Annotated in this window: 19 protein-coding genes and 1 tRNA gene; 12 read left to right on the plus strand and 8 right to left on the minus strand. The window is 64.9% G+C overall.

The window, feature by feature from the left end:
- Positions 1-148: 148 nt before the first annotated feature.
- From D6M19_RS25430 to aceE, 8 genes are all read right to left on the minus strand, one after another.
- Entirely contained in the window at positions 149-532 is a 384-nt protein-coding gene (locus D6M19_RS25430; RefSeq protein ID WP_234835046.1) for a hemophore-related protein, read from the minus strand.
- Positions 533-663: 131 nt separating this feature from the next.
- On the minus strand, positions 664-2,088 hold the full coding sequence (locus D6M19_RS25435) for an acyl-CoA carboxylase subunit beta (protein ID WP_123028060.1): 1,425 nt from the start codon (positions 2,086-2,088) through the stop codon (positions 664-666).
- Between the two features lie 34 nt (positions 2,089-2,122).
- Complete coding sequence (kasB, locus tag D6M19_RS25440; RefSeq protein ID WP_123028061.1) at positions 2,123-3,376, minus strand: 3-oxoacyl-ACP synthase KasB; 1,254 nt, start codon at positions 3,374-3,376, stop codon at positions 2,123-2,125.
- A gap of 32 nt (positions 3,377-3,408) precedes the next feature.
- Positions 3,409-4,659, minus strand: a complete 1,251-nt coding sequence (gene kasA / locus D6M19_RS25445; protein ID WP_123028062.1) for a 3-oxoacyl-ACP synthase KasA — start codon at positions 4,657-4,659, stop codon at positions 3,409-3,411.
- The gene (gene acpM, locus D6M19_RS25450) at positions 4,656-4,958 is read right to left on the minus strand and encodes a meromycolate extension acyl carrier protein AcpM (protein ID WP_123028063.1); all 303 of its coding nucleotides are present in this window, start codon (positions 4,956-4,958) and stop codon (positions 4,656-4,658) included. The genes kasA and acpM overlap by 4 nt, the downstream gene beginning before the upstream one ends.
- Before the next feature lie 86 nt (positions 4,959-5,044).
- Positions 5,045-5,953: an ACP S-malonyltransferase gene (locus D6M19_RS25455; RefSeq protein ID WP_123028064.1), complete on the minus strand. Its 909-nt coding sequence runs from the start codon at positions 5,951-5,953 to the stop codon at positions 5,045-5,047.
- A gap of 128 nt (positions 5,954-6,081) precedes the next feature.
- On the minus strand, positions 6,082-7,368 hold the full coding sequence (locus tag D6M19_RS25460; protein ID WP_123028065.1) for a PucR family transcriptional regulator: 1,287 nt from the start codon (positions 7,366-7,368) through the stop codon (positions 6,082-6,084).
- Positions 7,369-7,419: 51 nt separating this feature from the next.
- Complete coding sequence (gene aceE, locus D6M19_RS25465) at positions 7,420-10,209, minus strand: pyruvate dehydrogenase (acetyl-transferring), homodimeric type (RefSeq protein WP_123028136.1); 2,790 nt, start codon at positions 10,207-10,209, stop codon at positions 7,420-7,422.
- Positions 10,210-10,378: 169 nt separating this feature from the next.
- Between aceE and D6M19_RS25470 the strand changes: the two genes are divergently transcribed.
- From D6M19_RS25470 to D6M19_RS25525, 12 genes are all read left to right on the plus strand, one after another.
- Complete coding sequence (locus D6M19_RS25470) at positions 10,379-10,927, plus strand: Rv2240c family protein (RefSeq protein ID WP_206428639.1); 549 nt, start codon at positions 10,379-10,381, stop codon at positions 10,925-10,927.
- 83 nt (positions 10,928-11,010) lie between these two features.
- Positions 11,011-11,436, plus strand: coding sequence for a DUF3052 domain-containing protein (locus D6M19_RS25475; RefSeq protein ID WP_123028067.1), 426 nt, complete (start codon positions 11,011-11,013; stop codon positions 11,434-11,436).
- On the plus strand, positions 11,436-11,897 hold the full coding sequence (locus tag D6M19_RS25480; protein WP_123028068.1) for a peroxiredoxin: 462 nt from the start codon (positions 11,436-11,438) through the stop codon (positions 11,895-11,897). The genes D6M19_RS25475 and D6M19_RS25480 overlap by 1 nt, the downstream gene beginning before the upstream one ends.
- Before the next feature lie 124 nt (positions 11,898-12,021).
- A tRNA-Val gene (locus tag D6M19_RS25485) sits at positions 12,022-12,096 on the plus strand.
- 359 nt (positions 12,097-12,455) lie between these two features.
- The gene (locus tag D6M19_RS25490; protein ID WP_123028069.1) at positions 12,456-13,082 is read left to right on the plus strand and encodes a TetR/AcrR family transcriptional regulator; all 627 of its coding nucleotides are present in this window, start codon (positions 12,456-12,458) and stop codon (positions 13,080-13,082) included.
- Complete coding sequence (locus D6M19_RS25495; RefSeq protein ID WP_123028070.1) at positions 13,079-14,323, plus strand: glycosyltransferase; 1,245 nt, start codon at positions 13,079-13,081, stop codon at positions 14,321-14,323. Before D6M19_RS25490 ends, D6M19_RS25495 begins: the two co-directional genes overlap by 4 nt.
- An 11-nt stretch (positions 14,324-14,334) precedes the next feature.
- A complete protein-coding gene (locus D6M19_RS25500; RefSeq protein ID WP_123028071.1) occupies positions 14,335-14,583 on the plus strand; it encodes a F0F1 ATP synthase subunit C in 249 nt (82 codons plus the stop codon).
- A 402-nt stretch (positions 14,584-14,985) separates the two neighbouring features.
- Entirely contained in the window at positions 14,986-16,035 is a 1,050-nt protein-coding gene (locus D6M19_RS25505; protein ID WP_164478683.1) for a sugar ABC transporter substrate-binding protein, read from the plus strand.
- Positions 16,036-16,142: 107 nt separating this feature from the next.
- The gene (locus tag D6M19_RS25510; RefSeq protein WP_268812335.1) at positions 16,143-17,603 is read left to right on the plus strand and encodes a sugar ABC transporter ATP-binding protein; all 1,461 of its coding nucleotides are present in this window, start codon (positions 16,143-16,145) and stop codon (positions 17,601-17,603) included.
- Positions 17,590-18,621, plus strand: coding sequence for an ABC transporter permease (locus D6M19_RS25515; RefSeq protein ID WP_123028073.1), 1,032 nt, complete (start codon positions 17,590-17,592; stop codon positions 18,619-18,621). Before D6M19_RS25510 ends, D6M19_RS25515 begins: the two co-directional genes overlap by 14 nt.
- Complete coding sequence (locus D6M19_RS25520; protein ID WP_123028074.1) at positions 18,618-19,373, plus strand: SDR family NAD(P)-dependent oxidoreductase; 756 nt, start codon at positions 18,618-18,620, stop codon at positions 19,371-19,373. Before D6M19_RS25515 ends, D6M19_RS25520 begins: the two co-directional genes overlap by 4 nt.
- Before the next feature lie 13 nt (positions 19,374-19,386).
- Positions 19,387-19,731, plus strand: coding sequence for a Dabb family protein (locus tag D6M19_RS25525; RefSeq protein ID WP_164478684.1), 345 nt, complete (start codon positions 19,387-19,389; stop codon positions 19,729-19,731).
- Positions 19,732-19,737: the final 6 nt, after the last annotated feature.

Here is a 19,737-nt window from a genome sequence, read left to right on the forward strand (position 1 = left end):
GGGGCATTACGGTGGACCACGAAGACCTCCGGGGTGAGTTGGTGCGTTCCTAGACAGCTCGCACTTCACTCGGAGGTCTTCGTCATGTCACCACGCCACGCCGTACCTAACGTCCGTGGTCAGTACAATTAGCCCGCCAGATCGACGGCTATGAGGCCATTGCGTCGTACAGCCGTGCGATATCTGCGGGGGCGACATCCGATCCGCACTGCTGACGCAGGGTGCGCAGCGGCTGCGCAATCCGCTGCAGCTCAGCCCACTCCGACGGATGCGCGATGAAGTAGTTTCGGATCGCGCCCTCGGCGTCACCCTGCCCACCGGCGTTGGTGACGGCCTTGTTCGCGTCGGGATGGCTGGCGAACCACTGGCCGGTCTGCGCGCCGACCGTGCCGATGGCGTTGCTGAGCCCCGATACGGTGCAGTCGGCGTCGGCCGACGCCGTCGGCAGCGCGATGGTGGTAGCAGCCAGTCCTCCGAGCACTCCTGCGGCGAGTACGCCGGCGATCCCACGACGCATGGTGTTACCAGACATCTGAATTCCTCACTCCTTCGTCACCGACCCTGCATGGTCCCCCGACGCAATGGGTCGGTACCCACAGTACGGATGTGAGGATTTATCGAGGTCACCGCGACGCCGCCGCGAAATCGACCTACAGCGACGACCTACAACGGGATGTTCTTGTGCCGCCCGCGCCGTGCGGGCGCCTCGGCGAGTGCCTGGGTCAGCTTGCTGCGGGTGTGTGCCGGGTCGATCTTTTCGTCGACCACGCCGATCTCGATGGCGGAATCCACACCGCCTGCGATCCGCTCGTGCTCGGCGGCCAGCTCCTCGTGCAGCGCCTCGCGCTCGTCCTCGGGCGCGGCCGCCAGCTTCTTCTTGTGCAGGATGCCGACTGCGGCCTTGGCGCCCATCACGGCGACCTCGGCGTCCGGCCAGGCGAACACCTTCGTCGCGTTGAGCGAGCGTGAGTTCATCGCGATGTAGGCGCCGCCGTAGATCTTCCGCGTCACCAGAGTGACCCGCGGAACCGTGGCCTCACCGAACGCGTGCAGAAGCTTGGCACCGCGGCGCACCACGCCGCCCCACTCCTGGTCGACCCCGGGCAGATAGCCGGGCACGTCGACCACGACGACCAGCGGAATGCCGAATGCGTCGCACAGCCGCACGAAACGCGCTGCCTTCTCGGCGCTTTCGGAGTTCAGGCAGCCACCCAGCCGCAGCGGGTTGTTGGCGAGCACGCCGACGGTCCGGCCCGACAACCGGCCGAGGCCGATCACCATCGACGGCGCCCACTTGGCCTGGAACTCCTCGAACGGCGCATCGGCGTCGAGCAATGCTTCAAGGAGCGGATGCACATCGTAGGCGCGACGCGACGACTCGGGCAGCAGCGCGTGCAGGTCGGAGTCACCCGCCTCTGCCTTGGTGCGATCGAAATGGCCCTGCTGGCAGAACAATCCGACGAGTCGGCGGCCGCGCGCGTAGGCGTCGAGCTCATCGTCGGCGACGATGTGGCACACGCCGGACTTCTTGTGGTGGGTGTCCGGTCCGCCGAGCGACGCCATGTCGACGTCCTCGCCGGTGACACTGCGCACAATGTCGGGGCCGGTGACGAACACCCGGCCCTCTGGCGCCATGATGACGACGTCGGTCAGGGCAGGCCCGTATGCGGCGCCGCCGGCGGCGAAGCCGACGACCACCGAGATCTGCGGGATGTAACCCGACGCACGGATCATCGCCTCAAAGACCAGGCCGACCGCGTGCAGCGCCTTGACGCCCTCGGCCAGCCGAGCACCGCCGGAGTGCCAGATCCCGATGATCGGGCTCTGCTCCTCGATGGCGGTGTCATAGGCGTTGACGATGTGGGCGCAACCCTCCACGCCCATCGCGCCGCCCATCACGGTGCCGTCGGTGCAAAAAGCGATGGTCCGGACACCGTTGACGGTGCCTCCTGCGGCGAGCACGCCGGAGCGGTCCCGCTCGTGCAGCAACTCGAGGGTGCAGTCGTCGTCGAAGAACGTTTTGAGGCGCAGCAGCGGATCACGAGGATCCAATGATTCGCCGACTGTCTCGGGGGCCGTGATTGTCATCGAAACCTCCTGTAAGGGCCGGATATCGGGGCGCTCAGTACTTCCCGAAGGCGAGCGCCACGTTGTGCCCACCGAATCCGAACGAATTGTTGATCGCGTAGTTGTAGTTGCCGGGTCTCGGCGAGCCGGCCACGACGTCGAGGTCGATCTCCGGGTCCAGATTCTTCAGGTTGAGCGTCGGCGGGATGACGCCGTCGCGCAATGCGAACATCGTCAAGATCGACTCGACCGCACCGACGGCGCCGACCGAATGGCCGAGCGCGCCCTTGGGCGCGAAGACCGCCGGCTTGTGGCCACCCATCGCGTTGTTGATCGCCTTGCCCTCCGCCACGTCGCCGACGCTGGTGCCGGTGGCGTGTGCGTTCACGTGATCGATGTCGGTGGGCGCCAAGCCGGCCAGCTGGATGGCACGCGTAATCGCATGGCCCGCCTGCTCACCGTTGGGGTCGGGCGCGACGATGTGAAAACCGTCCGAGGTGACGCTGGCACCCATCAACCGGGCGAGGATGTTGGCTCCGCGGGCTTTCGCGTGCTCCTCGGTCTCGATGACAATGAGCGCTCCGGCCTCACCGAACACGAACCCGTTTCGGTCCTTGTCGAACGGACGGCATGCACCGGCCGGGTCGTCATTGGTGGTGGACAGCACGATCCGCATCTGTGCGAATCCGGCGATCGGCACCGCCTCGATCTTGGTCTCGACGCCGCCGCAGATCGCCACGTCCGCTTCGCCGAGCACGATGTTGCGCCACGCGTGCGCGATGCCCTCGGAACCCGACGCACAGGCCGAGATCGGGGTGATGACCCCGGCCCTTGCCTTGCGTTCCAACCCGACGGCGGCGGCTGCCGCGTTGGGCATGTACATCTGCACTGCCAGCGGCGACACCCCACGCAGGCCCTTGGCCCGCATGCCCTCGTAGGCGAAGAGCAGCTCCTCGCTCGACCCCATGCCGGTGCCGATCGACACCATCAGCCGTTTGGGATCGACCTCGGGCTCGCCGGCGTTCTTCCAGACCCGCCGGCTCATGATCGTCGACATCTTCTGCAGATACGACAACCGACGCAGCTCGACCCGTGTCAGCTCACCGTCGAAATCCTCCAGCAGATGCCCGCCGATTTTAACGGGCAGGTCGTATTCCTCGACGAACGCGTCATCCAAAAGCCGGATGCCGCTTTGCCCCTCGAGAAGCCTCTTCCACGTGCCTTCAGCGTCGGTAGCCAAAGCAGTCGTCATCGCAACGCCTGTCACAACAACGTCGGGGAACCCGTTCCCCGTAGCCAACCCAGTCATTTCGCTGCGATGGTTCCTTTCCCCCCTGGCGCTCAGTACTTGCCGAACGCCAGCGCGACGTTGTGTCCACCGAATCCGAACGAGTTGTTGATCGCATACCTGAAGTCGCCATACCGGGGCTCGCCCGCAACGACGTCCAGATCGATCTCCGGATCGGGGGTTTCGTAGTTCAGGGTCGGCGGGATGACGCCGTCGCGCAGAGACAGCACTGTCAATACCGACTCGAGCGCCCCGACCGCACCGATGGAGTGGCCCAGCGCCGACTTCGGCGCATACACCGCGGCGTGTTCCACACCGGCGACCCGGATGGCATTGGCCTCTGCGGTATCCCCGATCGGCGTTGCCGTGGCATGGGCGTTGATGTGCTCGATGTCCTTGGGGTCAAGGCCGGCAAGCTCCATCGAACGCTTCATCGCCTGTCCGGCACGCAAACCGTCGGGCGCGGGCGCCACCATGTGGAAGGCGTCCGACGTGATGCCTGCTCCCAACAGGCGAGCCAGCGGTTGAGCCCCGCGAGCCTTGGCGTGCTCCTCGGTCTCGATGACCATGAGCGCACCTGCCTCGCCGAACACGAAGCCGTCACGATGCTTGTCGAACGGTCGAGAAGCGCCCTCGGGGTCGTCGTTGCGGGTCGACATGGCGCGCATCATCGAGAACGCCGCGATGGGCAGCGCTTCGATGCCGCCCTCGACACCACCGCAGACGGCGATATCGGCGTCGCCCATGACGATCTGCCGCCACCCGTGCGCGATAGCCTCCGAGCCCGAAGAACACGCCGACACCGGCGTCATGACGCCGGCGCGGGCGCCGAGCTGCAGGCCGATGACCGCAGCGGCGCCGTTCGGCATGATCATCTGAACGGCGAGCGGCGACACCTTGCGGGGTCCGCCCTCGTTCATCAGGTCATAGGTCTCGACGATTTTCTCGCCGCCACCCAGGCCGGTGCCAACGACGACAGCGAAGCGGTCCGGATCGACCTCGGGTGTCCCCGCGGTCTCCCAGATCTGGCCACCGAGCAGTTTGGCCATCCGCTGGACATACGACATGCGTCGCAGATCCAGCCGCCCCATGTGGTCGTCGACGGCCTCCTTCAGGTGGCCACCGATGTGCACGGGCAGGTCCCATTTGGTGACGAATTCGTCCTCGAGGACGCGGATGCCGCTCTCGCCCGCCAGCAAGCCCTTCCACGTGCTCTCGATATCGCCCGCGATCGATGTCGTCGCCGTGACGGCGGTCACCACAACGCTGGGGAAACCGCCATTAGCAGTGGAAGGCCTGGTCACGCGCGATCCGCTTCGATCTTCTCGCGCAGTGCGGCGGCAGCCTCGGGGTTCTCTTCCTCGAGCTTCTGGATGTAGGAGACCACGTCACCCACGGTGCGCAGGCCTGCGAGGTCCTCGTCGGGGATCTTCACGCCGTACTTGTCCTCGGTCTGAACGGCGATCTCCACCATCGACAGCGAGTCGATGTCCAGGTCGTCGACGAACGACTTCTCCGGGGTAACCTCCGACGGCTCGATGCCGGTGACTTCTTCGATGATCTCGGCGAGACCGGAGATGATTTCTGCCTGAGTGGCGGCCACTATGGCTCCTTCTAATTTGTTGTGTTACTGCGTTTTACGTTGGTTATGCAGTTGTGCTGTCCCCGACGACGCCGGGAATCAGGCCTCTAGAGCTCGGATAGCCCGTCCAGGTCGGCGGGGGTTTTGACGGCCTTCGTCGGCACCCCTTTGAGTTCTCGCTTGGCGATCCCGGCGAGTGCCCCGGCGGGCGGGAACTCGACGATCGCGGTCACGTTCGATTGCCGGAGAGTCTCCGTGCACAAGTCCCAGCGCACCGGCCGGGTCAGCTGGGCGACCAGCTTGCCCATGGCGTCGGCGGCCGAGGCGACCGGCTGGCCGTCGGCGTTGGACAGCAAGGTAGCGGTCGGTTCAGAGGTCGAGACCTTTGCAACAGCGGCGGCATAGCCCTCGGTGGCAGGCGCCATGTAGTGCGTGTGGAACGCCCCAGCGGTGGCGAGAGCACGGACGCGTGCCTTCTCGGGCGGATCCTCGGCCAGCTTGCTCAGGGCGGCAAGGCTGCCTGCCGCGACGATCTGGCCCGCGGCATTGCGGTTCGCGGGCACTAAATCAAGTTCTTCAAGGCGGCTTAGGACATCGGCCTCGTCGCCGCCGAGCACCGCGGACATGCCGGTGGGCTCGGTCGCGCACGCCTTGGCCATCTCCGCGCCACGGGTCGCGGCCAGCGCCACGGCGTCGTCGCTGGAGATCACGCCGGCGATCGCATAGGCGGCGATCTCGCCGACGGAGTGTCCGGCTGCGATGAAGTCCCGTCCGGCCAGCAGGCCGCGCTTGGTCAACTCTTCGGCGGCAAGCAGTGTCGCGGCCACGACCAGCGGCTGCGTCACGGCGGTGTCGGTGATCTCCTCCGCCGTCGCGGTGGTGCCGAGTGCGGCCAGGTCGAGACCGCTGGACTGCGACCAGGTGGAGATGCGGTCAGCCGCGCCGGGCAGCTCCAGCCATGAGGCGAGCATGCCAGGCGTCTGCGATCCCTGTCCGGGAGCAAGCAATGCGAGCACGTATCTAAGAGAACACTGTGGGAACGGATCTGCGCGGTGTAAGAGATTATGAACCTGGTCTTATTCTTTTGTAGAGATCCCACAAAACAGCATGTGATGGGACTCCATCGATATCGAGCCGAAATCTGTTACCCTGCCCGGTCCTGGCTGGGCAGGGCCCCAGGATGCGTCCTTATCTGTGCATTGGCGATGTTCGACGTGCTGGAATGCTGTGCTTGCCTAGTCAGCCGTCCGACGGTCGAGGCCACCCGCAGGACGTACGCATCGCGAGGGGTGGTCGGATCGCGGCCGGTGAAGTCGGCGATGCGCTTGAGGCGATAGCGCACGGTGTTTGGATGAACGAACAACTTGCGGGCACAGGCCTCGATCGCGCCGCCGGAGTCCAGATATGCGTCCAGCGTCTCAGTTAATGCCGGGCCTGCGTCGCCCAGCGGCCTCATCACCTCGGTTTCCAGCGCGGCGATCGCCGACGCGTCGCCGAGCAGCGCCCGTTCGGGCAAAAGCTCACGTGCGACGACGGGTCGCGGCGCACCGGTCCAGCCCGCGACCGCGTTCATCCCCGCGATCGCCTCGGTGGCGCTCCAGTGCGCGGCCGACAGCGTCGGTGCGGTCGGCCCGATGACCACGGGCGCGTCGGCGAAAACGGTCAGAAGATCGCCGAGGAATCGGTCGGTGAGGCTGAGCGGCCCCGACACGATCGTCACCAGCCAGGTGCCGTGCACGTCGGACAGTGCCGCGCGCCCGTGTCTGTTGACCACATCGTGGACGTCGCCGCTGGCAAGGTCGACGCGGTCGGGCTGGGGAATACCCACGATGACGGTTGCGGGTGCGGTGGCGTCCCAGTTCAGTGCCGCGGCCTGCGATTGCAGTTCCGGTCCGGTGTCGCCACGCACCACTGCGTCGACGATGTTGGATTCCATCCGGGTGTCCCAGGCGCCTCGTGCCTCGGCCTGGTCGGCGTATGCGGTTGCGGCGGCGAACGCCAAGTCGCGGCTGTAGCGAAGGATTCCTGCCGTCAACGCCGTCAGTTGCTCTTCGGAGCGGGCCAGTAGAGGCACCACTTCCTCGAAGAACTCCATGGTCACGCGCACCAACTCGACGGATTGCCGCAGTGCGATGCGTCTGCGAAGGTCCTGCGGCACCACCTCGAACGCCTGCGCCGTATAGCTGACGTCGCCGTCTGGGTTGCGCATCCACTCCGCGAAGTTCACTACCGCGTGCTGCACCACCAACTGGACACTGGCGCGTTGGGAGGCCTCGAGGTCGGCGAAGAACGGCAGCCGCTCCTCCAGGACATGCACCGCCTGGGTGGCCAGCCGGCCCGAATACTGGCTCAACCGGCGCAGCACCGATTCCGGGATGGTCTCCAGCACCTCCAGCGTGGAGGCGGGCGGGACGAACCGATTGTCGGCCATCCCTAAAAGCTACGCCATTTTTTGGCGGATTCCTCCAAGAACCGCGGTGAGTCAGGCCACTCCGGGGTCGGACGTCTGCTCCGGCGCCGCGAGCACGTCGTCGATCTCGTACTTGTTGGCTGCCTCGATGGCCTGCGACTGGTCGATCTCACCGTCGGCGGCCAGTGCCTCCAGCACCGCCACCACCACCGACTCGGCATCGGTGTTGTAGTAGCGCCGCGCGGCGGGGCGGGTATCGGAGAACCCGAAACCGTCGGTGCCCAGCGTGACGTAGGTATTCGGCATCCAGGGCCGGATCTGCTCGGGAACCGCGCGCATCCAGTCCGAAACGGCCACGGCAGGCCCGCGGGTGTCCGCGAGGACCTGGGTGATGTACGGCACGCGCGCCGGACGGTCGGGGTAGCGCAGCTTTTCCTTCTCGATCTCAACGCCATCGCGGTTGAGCTCACCCCAACTGGTCACCGACCACACGTCGGCCGCCACATCCCATTCGTCGGCCAGCATCTCGGCGGCCCGGATCGCCGACGGCATTGCCACGCCCGACACCAGGATGTGGGCCTGCTTGGACTTCTGCTCCGGGGCGGCCCGGTAGCGGTAGATGCCGCGCAGCAGTCCCTCGATGTCGAGGCCCTCCGGTTCGGCGGGCTGCTTGTAGGGCTCGTTGTAAATGGTGATGTAGAAGTAGACGTTCTCCGGGTCCTCGCCGTACATGCGGGCCAGCCCGCTTTCGACGATGTAGGCGATCTCGTAGGCGAACGCCGGGTCGTAGGCCACCACGGCCGGATTGGTCGCCGCCAACAGCAGCGAGTGCCCGTCGGCGTGCTGCAGTCCCTCACCGACCAGCGTGGTCCGGCCCGCGGTAGCGCCAAGCACGAAGCCACGGGCCATCTGGTCTGCGGCCGCCCACAACCCGTCACCGGTGCGCTGGAAGCCGAACATCGAATAGAAGATGTACAGCGGGATCATGGGTTCGTTGTGGGTGGCGTAGGACGTGCCCGCCGCGGTGAACGACGCCGTCGAACCGGCCTCGTTGATGCCTTCGTGCAGGATCTGGCCGATCTCACTTTCCTTATAGGCCAGCATCAATTCCGCATCCACGGCGGTATACAACTGCCCGTTGCGGTTGTAGATCTTGAGGCTCGGGAACCAGGAGTCCATGCCGAATGTGCGTGCCTCGTCAGGAATGATCGGCACGATGCGCGGGCCGATCTCCTTGTCCCGCAACAGTTCCTTGAATGTGCGCACCATCGCCATGGTGGTCGCAACCTCTTGGTTTCCCGAGCCCTTCTTGAGCGCCTTGTAAACGTCGCGGCTCGGCAGCGTCAGCACCTTCGACTTGGTCCGCCGTTCGGGCACGAAGCCGCCCAGTGTCCGTCGCCGGTCGAGCATGTAGCGGATCTCGGGCGCATCCGGGCCGGGATGGTAGTACGGCGGCAGGTACGGGTTCTTGTCGAGTTCCTCGTCGTCGATCGGGATGCGGATGGCGTCGCGGAACTGCTTGAGGTCCTCGGCCGCAAGCTTTTTCATCTGATGGGTGGCATTGCGGCCCTGGAAGTGGGCGCCAAGTGAGTAGCCCTTGATGGTCTTGGCCAGGATCACCGTCGGCTGACCCTTGTGCTCGGTGGCGGCGCGGTACGCCGCGTAGACCTTCCGGTAGTCGTGGCCGCCACGCTTGAGGTTCCAGATCTCGGTGTCCGACATCTTGTCGACCAGTGCCTTCGTGCGCGGGTCGCGGCCGAAGAAATGGTCGCGCACGTATGCGCCGTCGTTGGCTTTGTAGGTCTGGTAGTCCCCGTCAGGGGTGGTGTTCATCAGATTGACCAGGGCGCCGTCACGATCGGCGTGCAGCAGGGTGTCCCACTCGCGGCCCCACACCACCTTGATGACGTTCCAGCCCGCGCCGCGGAAGAACGACTCCAGCTCCTGGATGATCTTGCCGTTGCCGCGCACCGGGCCGTCGAGACGCTGAAGGTTGCAGTTGATGACGAACGTCAGGTTGTCCAGCGCTTCGTTCGCGGCCACCTGGATCAGGCCACGACTCTCCGGCTCGTCCATCTCGCCGTCGCCGAGGAACGCCCACACGTGCTGGTCGGACGTATCCTTGAGGCCGCGATCGTGCAGGTAATGGTTGAACCGGGCCTGGAAGATCGCGTTCATCGGGCCAAGGCCCATCGACACGGTCGGGAATTCCCAGAAGTCGGGCATCAGCCGTGGATGCGGGTAAGACGGGATGCCTCCGCCGGGGTGGCTGTGCTCCTGCCGGAAGCCGTCGAGCTGGTCGGCGGTTAGCCGACCCTCGAGGAATGCGCGGGCGTAGATGCCCGGCGATGCGTGGCCCTGGATGTAAACCTGGTCTCCGCCGCCGGGATGGGACTTTCCGCGGAAGAAGTGGTTGAAGCCGACCTCATAGAGCGCGGCCGACGAGGCATACGTCGAAATGTGCCCGCCCACACCGACTCCCGGCCGCTGAGCGCGGTGCACCATGATGGCTGCGTTCCATCGGATCCAGGCACGGTAGCGGCGCTCGATCTCCTCGTCGCCGGGGAACCACGGCTCCAACTCGGTCGGGATGGTGTTGACGTAGTCGGTCGATGTGAGCGACGGAATGGCCACCCGTTGTTCGCCGGCGCGCTCGAGCAGACGCAGCATCAAGTAGCGCGCCCGCGCAGGACCCTGCCGTTCCAGCAACTGGTCGAACGACTCCAGCCATTCGGTGGTCTCGTCGGGATCGATATCGGGCAGGTAGGACGCAACGCCTTCGCGGATCACGCGTACCCGGTCGGGTTCGGCTGCGGTGCCGGAGTTTTGGGCCAGATCCTGGCGCGCGAACTCGGTGGTCAACTTCCACTCCTCGGTCTTGCGGTCTAGCTCTGCGGCTTCCTCTATCGTCCCCCTATCGTGCCCCACTTGCGCCGCCGGTGGTGGCTACTGGAATGAACCGCCGACCGCCCGCCCAAACCGGTAACGTCTGCAGACCGTGCGGATAGGAGGGTTGACCAGGTCACCGCGGATGCGGATCGTCGCGCTGGGGGTCGGCATCCTGACCGTTTTCGCCATGATCATGGTGGGATGCACCTCCGTCACCGAAGGGTCGCCGACGGTCAACGCCGCCGACACACCGGTCTACAAGGCCTCGGTTTCGGCTTCGGCGCAGGAGTCGGCCGAATCGTCGAGTTCCAAGGAGTCCGAACGCCAGAAGTCCCTGACCACCGAGGCGGTCCACACCTCATGTGAGGCGCTCAGCTCCAGCAGCGTGGACTCCATCACCGCGGTCAACAACTACGTGGCGTCATTCAACTCGGGTGCCGCCGACGCGGCGTCGAAGGCCGGGCCTGCCGTCGACTCGCTCAACCACAGCGCCGATCTTGTCGCCCAGAGCATCAGCGACCCGCTGTCGGCCGAACTGCGCGATGCGCTCAACGCCTGGGTCGACGCTGCTCGGGGCGTTGCGAACGCCATCGCGGGCAATTACGCACCCGACGAATTCAACGCCGCGGTGTCCAAACTGAACGACGTCAAGACGACGGCGCTGGACCTCTGCGATGCCGCCTATCGATAAGCCATTCAGCGCCGGGCGTTGCCGAATGTCCGGGTCGTGCGACGATAGGACGAACTTTACGAGCAATTGAAGGAGGACCGACGGTGGTCGCGGCGGCAGACGCCCCGAACTACGCCCAACGGCTGGGCATCCAAAAAGATCAGGTTGTGCAGGAACTGGGCTGGGACGACGACGTCGACGACGACATCCGGGCCGACATAGAAGAGTCGTGCGGCGGTGAGTTGCTCGACGAGGACGCCGACGACGTCGTCGATGTGGTGCTGCTGTGGTGGCGCGACGACGATGGCGATCTGGTGGACCGGTTGATGGACGCGATCACGCCGCTGGCTGACGACGGCGTGATCTGGGTTCTGACCCCGAAGACGGGTCATCGGGGGCATGTGATGCCCGCCGAAATCGCCGAGTCGGCGCCGACGGCGGGGCTGATGCAGACCTCGTCGGCAAACGTCGGCGACTGGAGCGCCAGCCGGCTGGTTCAACCGAAGTCCAAGGCGGCGGGTCGGCGCTAGTGCTGGACGTCGGGACCGAGGCCCCGGACTTCACCCTGAAGGACCAGAACGGGCAGCCGGTCAGCCTGGGCGACTTCCGCGGCGCCAAGAGCGTGCTGCTGGTGTTCTTTCCGCTTGCCTTCACCGGCATCTGCCAGGGCGAGCTGGACGAGATTCGCGACAAGCTGCCCTCCTACCAGAACAACGACACCGCCACGTTGGCCATATCGGTCGGACCGCCACCGACACACAAGGTTTGGGCAACTCAGAGCGGGTTCACGTTTCCGGTGTTGGCCGACTTCTGGCCGCACGGCGCGGTGGCGCAGGTCTACGGGGTGTTCAACTCCGACGCGGGCATCGCCAATCGCGGCACGTTCGTCGTCGATCGGTCGGGGATCATCCGGTTCGCCGAGATGAAACAGCCTGGCGAGGCACGCGATCAGGCCGTCTGGATCGATGCGCTGTCGGCGTTGAAGTCGTAGCTCCTCGGCCTCCCTGGCACCCTCGAGTGTGTGGTTTCATACGGGACACGCCGCACAGGCGTACAAATCCGCACAGTCGGCGATTTTTCAGGACGATGAGTAAGCCGGTAACCTGCACCGGCACGGGCGCGTAGCTCAGTGGTAGAGCTCTGGTTTTACACACCAGCGGTCGGCGGTTCGATACCGTCCGCGCCCACCAATATTCTTGCAGGTCAGCTGCTTAACGCTTTCGGCTCTGGACTCACTAGTGAACCCCCGTTGTGCCAAGAGTGTGCCAGCGAGGTTCGTACGCTTGGTCGATCGCTAGCGTGTGCTGATTCGCGCACCGGATTTAACGCTTAATATCATTTGGCTTTGTGTGCTGCAGCATCCCCGCCTCGCGAATGTTGACGTCGAGCAGGCGAGTCCATAATTCCGTGTTCGTGCATGTTGGAGACGCTCGGGGCCACCGGCGATCGATGGGACGACCCTGCTTTCCGTGCCGGCGGTTGAGCACGTGTTCGTGAAGCATCGGTAGGCGGGCTGTCCGGTATTGATCGCATGATCTAATATCAGTTCGTGCGATCTGATCAGAAGAAGGTGACCTTCACCCAGGCGGCGCGACGAGCGCAAATCGTGACTGCTGCCATCGAGGTGATCGCCGAGATCGGCTGGGCGCAGACGTCGATACGCAAGATCGCTGACCGTGTGGGTGTGGCGATGAGTGCGGTGCTCTACCACTTCGGTACGAAGGACAACTTGGTCGACGCGATCGTCGAGGAGATGTACCGCTCGGCGCTCGCAGCGGTCGCGCCAGTGTTGCAGGCAGACGACACGGCGGCAGGAAAGCTGTCCGCCTACATCAGGGCCAATATCGCCTACTTCGACGGCCACCGGGTGCAGTTGGCGGCGCTGGCCCAACTGGGTGCGGGCTATCAGCCCAGCGACGGCCGTCGTTTCGATGAGTTGGGCATGAACGACGAGCTTCGAGAAGAACTCACCATTTTGGATCCGACCGCGATACTGCTTGCGGGCCAACGGGATCGCGAATTTGGGCAGTTTTCCGTCGGGTCGATGGCGGTGGCTTTGCGGGGCGCTGTCAACGCGGTCGTAGAAAAAATCCTGCGCGAACCAGACTTCGATGCCCACGCCTACGCAGAGGACTTGGTCGTCATCTTCAACCGCGCGGTGGCGGTGCAACGATGAGTCGGATCGTCATTATCGCCGTGGGCAGTCGCGGCGATGTCGCTCCATTGACCGGGGTCGGCGTCGCGCTGCAACAGGCCGGCCACACGGTGAGCATCGCCGCCTACACCCCATTCGCCGACATGATCACTAGGTGCGGCTTAGGTTTTCGCGAGTTGCCAGCCGAGTTGCAGCTCGCCGCGGACGGTGCTGAGGTGCAGCCGATGAAAGGACTAGCGGCGTTCGCTTCGCGAGCCGGGATGCGGGCACTGGGCAACGACATCCTCGCCGCGGTCCAAACCGAACCAGCCGACATCGCCCTGCTGTCCCCGTTCGCGGAGATGGCCGGCCACCCATGGGCTGAATCAAGAGGCATTCCCTCCCTGGGTGTTCGACTACAGCCCTTGTCAGCAACAACGCAGTATCCACCGGCGATCCTGGGCGGATGGTCGGCCGGAGCGGCCGGAAACCGAGCCGCTGCACGGGCAGGTGCATGGCTGGTCGATCGCGCCTACGGACGTGTGGTGGCCGATTTCCGCCGCGAACTCAGCTTGCCGTGTGCGTCGGCCAGCGTACTACGAAGGCAGCGCGCAGCAGCGAACTGGTCTATCCTGCATGGCTATTCGCCGCTTGTGGCACCCCGCCCAGCCGACTGGCGGTCCGGTCTGGAGGTCACCGGATACTGGTGGCCAGCCGATTCCGGCGACTGGACCCCACCCGCTGAATTGACCCGCTTTCTCTCCGACGGCCCGCCGCCGGTGTTCGTCGGATTCGGCAGCATGATGACGACGCCCGCCCGCGCCGCGCTTCTCTCCGACCTCATCCGGCAGGCCGCTGCGCAGGCCAAAGTCCGCGTCCTCGTTCAGGCTGGCTGGACCAGCCTGAACGCCGCCGGCGACACGGTGATGACGATCGGTGACACCCCACACGACTGGCTGTTCCCCCGCGTCGCCGCCGTAGCGCATCACTGCGGCGCGGGAACCACCGCACAGGGTCTGCGCGCTGGCGTCCCCGCCATAGCCTTGCCGGCCTACGGTGATGGGCCGTTCTGGGCTGCCCGACTCACTGCCCTCGGCGTCGCCGCGGCCACCATCAACCAGCGCCGCCTCACCGTCGACCGCCTCGCCGCAGCCATGCGCACGGCAGTCGACGATCCACAACTCCGTGACAACGCGTGTCGACTCAGTGCAGACATCGCCGTCGAAGACGGCGCCGGCCGGGTCGTGTCCGCTGTCGAGTCCCTGCTGCACCAATCAACATAGGAGGTGTCATCATGCCGTCTGATCCCATCGTGGGGGACGCGCTCTTGGCGGGTGCCATCATTCTGGCGGGTGGTGCGATCGGTGCGGGCATTGGAGACGGGATGGCCGGATCTCAGTTCATCGCTGGCGTTGCCCGACAACCGGAAGCGCAATCACGTTTGTTCACACCGTTTCTGATCACCGTGAGTCTGATCGAAGCGATCTATTTCATCAACATCGCCTTCATGGCCTTATTCGTCTTTGCGACACCCGGCAAGTAGCACATCGCTGGCCCTGCAGCAGCCAGTTAGCTCTCTTGGGCCCGAGGCATCCCGGGTTGGCACGGCCCAGCCGAGGTGGGTCGCGGCCCTGGTCGACGTAACCGCTGCGATTGGCCGATGTCCCGACGGCGGTCGCCGCGATGACGGGCAATGCCCCTCGACGGATGCAATGCCCGTCCGTTGTGGCGCCTCCTTGCCGATCAAGTTCCGCTGGAACGAGACCATCCAATGGCAGAGGGTATTTTCGAAACTGGTATTGACAATCGGACCAGTCGAGGGTGTGATCTAAACGACACCACGCAAAGCTCGGCCCTCGTCTCTGCCAGGCGACGTCTGTGGCGGTCGACATCGGCAGTGGCAGCACTGTCACCGGGTTCAGCGACGAACTAGAAGGAGTACCTCGTGAGAAGCAGCTTCCGAATCGCCATAGCTGGTATGGCCGCTATGGTGGCGGCCGGTTCAATGGCAGCCTGCGGCACCACGGACGATTTGGCGGGTCCTGCCGCGTCCGGCGACCGGGAACTTGTGCTCGGCTATTCGGCGCCCTACCTCAAGGATCAGTTCCAAGTAGCGGTTGCCGATGCCGTCACTGCGGAGGCTAAGGAGCGCGGCATCACGACGCTTCAGGTCACCGACGCGAATAACGATGCCGGACAGCAGGTCACGCAGATCCAGAACTTGATTGCGGCCGGTGCGACGGCCATCGCGCTGATACCTCGCGACTCCAGTGCCATCGTGCCGGCGCTCGATTATGCCAAAGCCCGCGGCGTGCCGGTCATCATGCTCGACAGTGCACCCACCAGTGGCCCCGCTGCGCTGACGATCCGGTCGAGTTCAGAGGGTATGGGTCAGCAGGTGTGCCAGGCCATGGGCAAACAACTGGGTGGGCAAGGGACAGTCCTGGAACTGCAGGGAGATCTCGCTTCGATCGCGGGCAAGGAACGCTCGGAAGGGTTCCTCAACTGCATGAAGGAATCGTTCCCGAGCATCAAGATCGTGTCGACACCGACCAAGTGGCAATCCGACGTTGCTGGTAGTGCAACAGCGACTGCGTTGGCGTCAACCCCCGACCTTCGCGGCATTTACATGGCCAGCGATACCGCGATGGGAACTGCGGTCTTGTCGGCGCTGAATGGCGCTGGGAAGCTGGTGCCCGTCGGCGACCCTCGACACATTGCGCTGTACGGCATCGACGGCGGCGCAGCGGCGTTGGACGCTATCCGCGCCGGCACGATGGACGGCACCGTGTCCCAGCCGGTTGACCTCTACGCCAAGTACGGCGTCGACGCGGTACAGCACGTGTTCACCGGTGGCACATTCTCCGACGGTCCGTCCGACCACGACTCCGAGATTCGGCAGTGCTGCAGCAATGAGTCGCAGGAGGACCTGCTGCCCACACCGATGGTCACCAAAGGCAACGTTGATTCAAAAGACCTGTGGGCCAACCAGTGACGGTTTCACAAGCCGCGGCATCGCCGCCGCACGCCTCTCCGCGCCCACCCGTGGTCGAGGTGTCGCACATCAGTAAGACGTTTGGGTCTACGCGTGCCCTACGGGATGTGTCGATGACGATCTCCGAGGGCCAGACCCGGGCTTTGCTCGGACGCAACGGCGCCGGCAAGTCCACCCTGGTGTCGGTGCTGACCGGGTTAGTCACACCCGATCGCGGCGCGGTGTCGTTCCAGGATGCAGCTGCGCCTGCTCTCAACGATCGGCGAGCGTGGCGACAGAACGTGGCGTGTGTCTACCAGAAGCCCACGGTGATTCCCACGATGACCGTCGCGGAGAACATCTTCCTCAATCGGGTGCCGTTGAGATCCCCGCGGCTGCGGCTGATCGATCACCGAAAGATCGACTCGATGGCCACCGAGCTGCTCCAGCAGTGGGACATTCCCGTGCGTCCCAGCGATCAGGTGACCGACCTTTCGGTAGAGCAGCGCCAGCTGGTCGAGATCGCGCGCGCATTGTCCGATGGCGCCCGGTTCGTCATCCTCGACGAACCGACCGCCCAACTCGAACAGGCCGCGGTGACAAGGTTATTCGACAAGCTACACAACATGCAGCGCAGCGGGGTCACGTTCCTCTACATCTCCCACTATCTCGAAGAGATCTACGAACTCTGCGACAGCGTGACGGTCATGCGTGACGGTACCCACGTCGAAACCGGCGACATCGCCCAAATGCCCAGGACCCGCGTCATCGAGGCGATGGTCGGTGGCGCCCAGGGTTCAGCAGAGCCGGCGAATGCCGCTAGCCACACCACCGACCTCGCTGACGGTGCACCCGTTTTGACGTGTACAAACCTCACCCGCACCGGCGAGCTGGACGACGTGAATCTCGAAATCGGCCGTGGCGAATGGCTGGGCGTCACCGGCCTGGTCGGATCGGGGCGCGTTGCCCTGGCAGAGACGATCGCCGGCATGCGGACGGCCACACACGGTGCGGTGGTCCTCGAGACGAAACCGATCACCAACAAGTCAGTGGGCGCGATCTGGCGCGCCGGGGTGGGAATAGTGCCCGAAGATCGATACGCCCAGGGGTTCGCACCGCTGCTGAGCATCGCCTACAACATGGCAATCCCTGCAGCGAACCTGTTCGGGAAGTTGGGCTTTGTGTCCCTGCGCCGCGAACGCCAGGCGGCTCAATCACTGATCACCGAATTGGGCCTGGTGTGTTCGGGTTCCGAGCAACCCGTGGGGCAGCTCAGCGGCGGGAACCAACAAAAGGCCGTGCTGGGCCGTGCACTGTCCCGCGACCCGAAGCTGCTGGTGCTGATCAATCCGACATCGGGGGTGGACATCGCCTCGAAATCAGCGATCTTCGAGGCCGTCGCGGCCAGGACCCGGCGAACCGGCATGTCGGTTCTCGTGGTCTCCGACGAACTCGCCGACCTCAAAGGATGTGACCGCGTCCTGGTGATGTACCGGGGCCGTGTCCACAAACAATTCCAACGCGGATGGCGCGATGCCGACGTCGCCGCGGCCGCCGAAGGTGAAGGTACACACGATGACGACCACTGAACTCACATCCGATGCCGCTCCGGCCTCCCGGCCGCCGTGGACCGAGACCGCCAAACGTGTGCTGCCCCGGCAGTTGTCGGGCCTGACGCTGTTGCCTGCGCTGGTTGTGGTGATCATCATCGGCGGTGTCGTCAACGACGCATTTCTGAGTCGGCAGAACATCATCAACCTGCTGCAGCAGTCTTCGGAACTGTCGGTGGTGGTCGTGGCGTCCACGCTGATCCTCATCGTGGGCAAGTTCGATCTCTCGCTGGAATCGGTGTTCGGGCTCGCGCCGATGGTGGCGGCGTTTTTGGTGACTCCGCTGTCGATCGGCGGATCCGGGTGGGACCTGAACCCGTTTCTTGCGATTTTGGTGTGCCTTACCGTCGGTGGGCTCGTCGGTGTGATTAACGGGTTCCTCGTCGTGCGGCTGAAGCTCAACGCGTTCATCACCACCTTGGCGGCGCTGATCCTGTTGCGCGGGGTGACGCTCGGTGTCAGCGGCGGCAAGACGCTCTTCGACCTTCCTGAACCGATGTTGTTCCTGGGCAAGACCACCTTCGCCGGCGTGCCGATCTCAATTCTGCTAGCCGGCGGTCTGTTCGTGGTGGCGGGTCTTGTGTTGCGGTATCACACCTTTGGGCGTCAGCTTTATGCCATCGGAGGTAATCCCGACGCGGCTCGGGCAGCTGGTATTTCGGTGGACCGGACCATCCGCGTGGTCTTCGTGATCGCGGGTGTGCTGGCCGCGCTGGCGGGCTTGATGCTGGCTGGTCGCGTGGAGTCGGTGACTGCCGCTCAAGGCCAGAACCTCATTTTCACTGTGTTCGCTGCGGCCGTTATTGGTGGCATCAGCCTCGACGGTGGCAAAGGCACGATGCTCGGCGCCTTGACCGGTGTGCTGCTGTTGGGCTGCATTCAGAACATCCTCACCTTGGCGCAGCTGCCGACGTTCTGGATCGATGCGTCGTTCGGCGCGATCATCCTGGTCGCCCTGATCATTACCCGCCTCACGTCGGGTCGGGACGGCGCATGACGCCACGGTTCAACGGGACGGTCGTGGTCATCACCGGGGTCAATGCCGGCTTGGGACGCGCGTTGGCGGAGGACTTCGGCGCCGAAGGCGCGAGCGTGGCGGGTTGCGATCTCGCTGATGTCGCGACCAGCGACGCGGTTGCCCTCTATCGACGATGTGACATCACCGATGCGGAGGACGTTGAGGCGTTCATCACCGCCGCGCACACCCGGTTCGGGCGCATCGATGTGCTGGTGAACAACGCGGGCGCGGTGTCGCGGGGCTCGGCAGCCTCGTTGACCGAGGCCGACTGGGATCGAATCATGGACACCAACGCCAAGGGCACGTTCTTGGTCTGCCGCGCTGCCATTGCGGTGATGTCCGAGCAGCCTGGTGGTGGCGCGATCGTGAACGTCGCCTCACAGGCCGCGCAGCGACCCGAACGGTATCTGTCGCACTATTGCGCTGCCAAAGCCGCAGTGGCGCACTACAGTCGGGCGCTGGCGCTGGAATTGGCCCCAGCTATCCGGGTGAACTGTGTGAACCCCGGCTTCGTCGAGACCGACATGTCCATCGCCAGCCTGCAGGGGTACGCCCGCGAGACCGGCATCCCCTACGAGACAGTTCGACAAGCACGTCGCGACGTGATTCCCATGGGTCGATTCCAGAAGCCGCACGACATCGTGGCGGCGGTGATGTTTCTGGCCTCCGACGCGGCGTCTGAGATCACCGGCGATGCGCTGGAAGTGTCCGGCGGGCAGGTTCTGGGCTGATGGTGGGGACTCGGTGATCATCCACCACGTCGCCTTCGAATGGTTCCCGACGGTCACCGACGCCGATGTTGCCGATTTTGACACCGCCTTGGGCGCCCTGCCTGCGCTGGTGCCCGAACTCATCTCCTACACCCACGGTGTGGCGCTGCGGCTGCGGGCAGGGACCTCCGACTATGGCGTCGTCGCCCTCGTTGACTCTGCCTCGGCGCTGCATCGCTATCTCGACCATCCCACACATGCAGCGATCACCGCAGAATTCGCGCCGCGCATGTTCAAGACGCGTACCGCCGTCCAATTGCACTGTGCACCAGAGTTAGCCAGTCTCCTCGCCCCGAATCGGGCGCGGGACGCCACGTGAGAGCCC

This window comes from Mycolicibacterium stellerae, assembly GCF_003719305.1.
Taxonomy (GTDB): domain Bacteria; phylum Actinomycetota; class Actinomycetes; order Mycobacteriales; family Mycobacteriaceae; genus Mycobacterium; species Mycobacterium stellerae.

What these genes read in the sequence shown, in the direction of transcription:
- D6M19_RS25495 (WP_123028070.1), top strand. Translation starts at nt 13,079, where the DNA reads ATGAGTCGGATCGTCATTATCGCCGTGGGCAGTCGCGGCGATGTCGCT.
- D6M19_RS25460 (WP_123028065.1), bottom strand. Translation starts at nt 7,368, where the DNA reads ATGGCCGACAATCGGTTCGTCCCGCCCGCCTCCACGCTGGAGGTGCTG.
- kasB (WP_123028061.1), bottom strand. Translation starts at nt 3,376, where the DNA reads ATGACTGGGTTGGCTACGGGGAACGGGTTCCCCGACGTTGTTGTGACA.
- D6M19_RS25430 (WP_234835046.1), bottom strand. Translation starts at nt 532, where the DNA reads ATGTCTGGTAACACCATGCGTCGTGGGATCGCCGGCGTACTCGCCGCA.
- D6M19_RS25500 (WP_123028071.1), top strand. Translation starts at nt 14,335, where the DNA reads ATGCCGTCTGATCCCATCGTGGGGGACGCGCTCTTGGCGGGTGCCATC.
- D6M19_RS25515 (WP_123028073.1), top strand. Translation starts at nt 17,590, where the DNA reads ATGACGACCACTGAACTCACATCCGATGCCGCTCCGGCCTCCCGGCCG.
- D6M19_RS25435 (WP_123028060.1), bottom strand. Translation starts at nt 2,088, where the DNA reads ATGACAATCACGGCCCCCGAGACAGTCGGCGAATCATTGGATCCTCGT.
- D6M19_RS25470 (WP_206428639.1), top strand. Translation starts at nt 10,379, where the DNA reads ATGCGGATCGTCGCGCTGGGGGTCGGCATCCTGACCGTTTTCGCCATG.
- D6M19_RS25520 (WP_123028074.1), top strand. Translation starts at nt 18,618, where the DNA reads ATGACGCCACGGTTCAACGGGACGGTCGTGGTCATCACCGGGGTCAAT.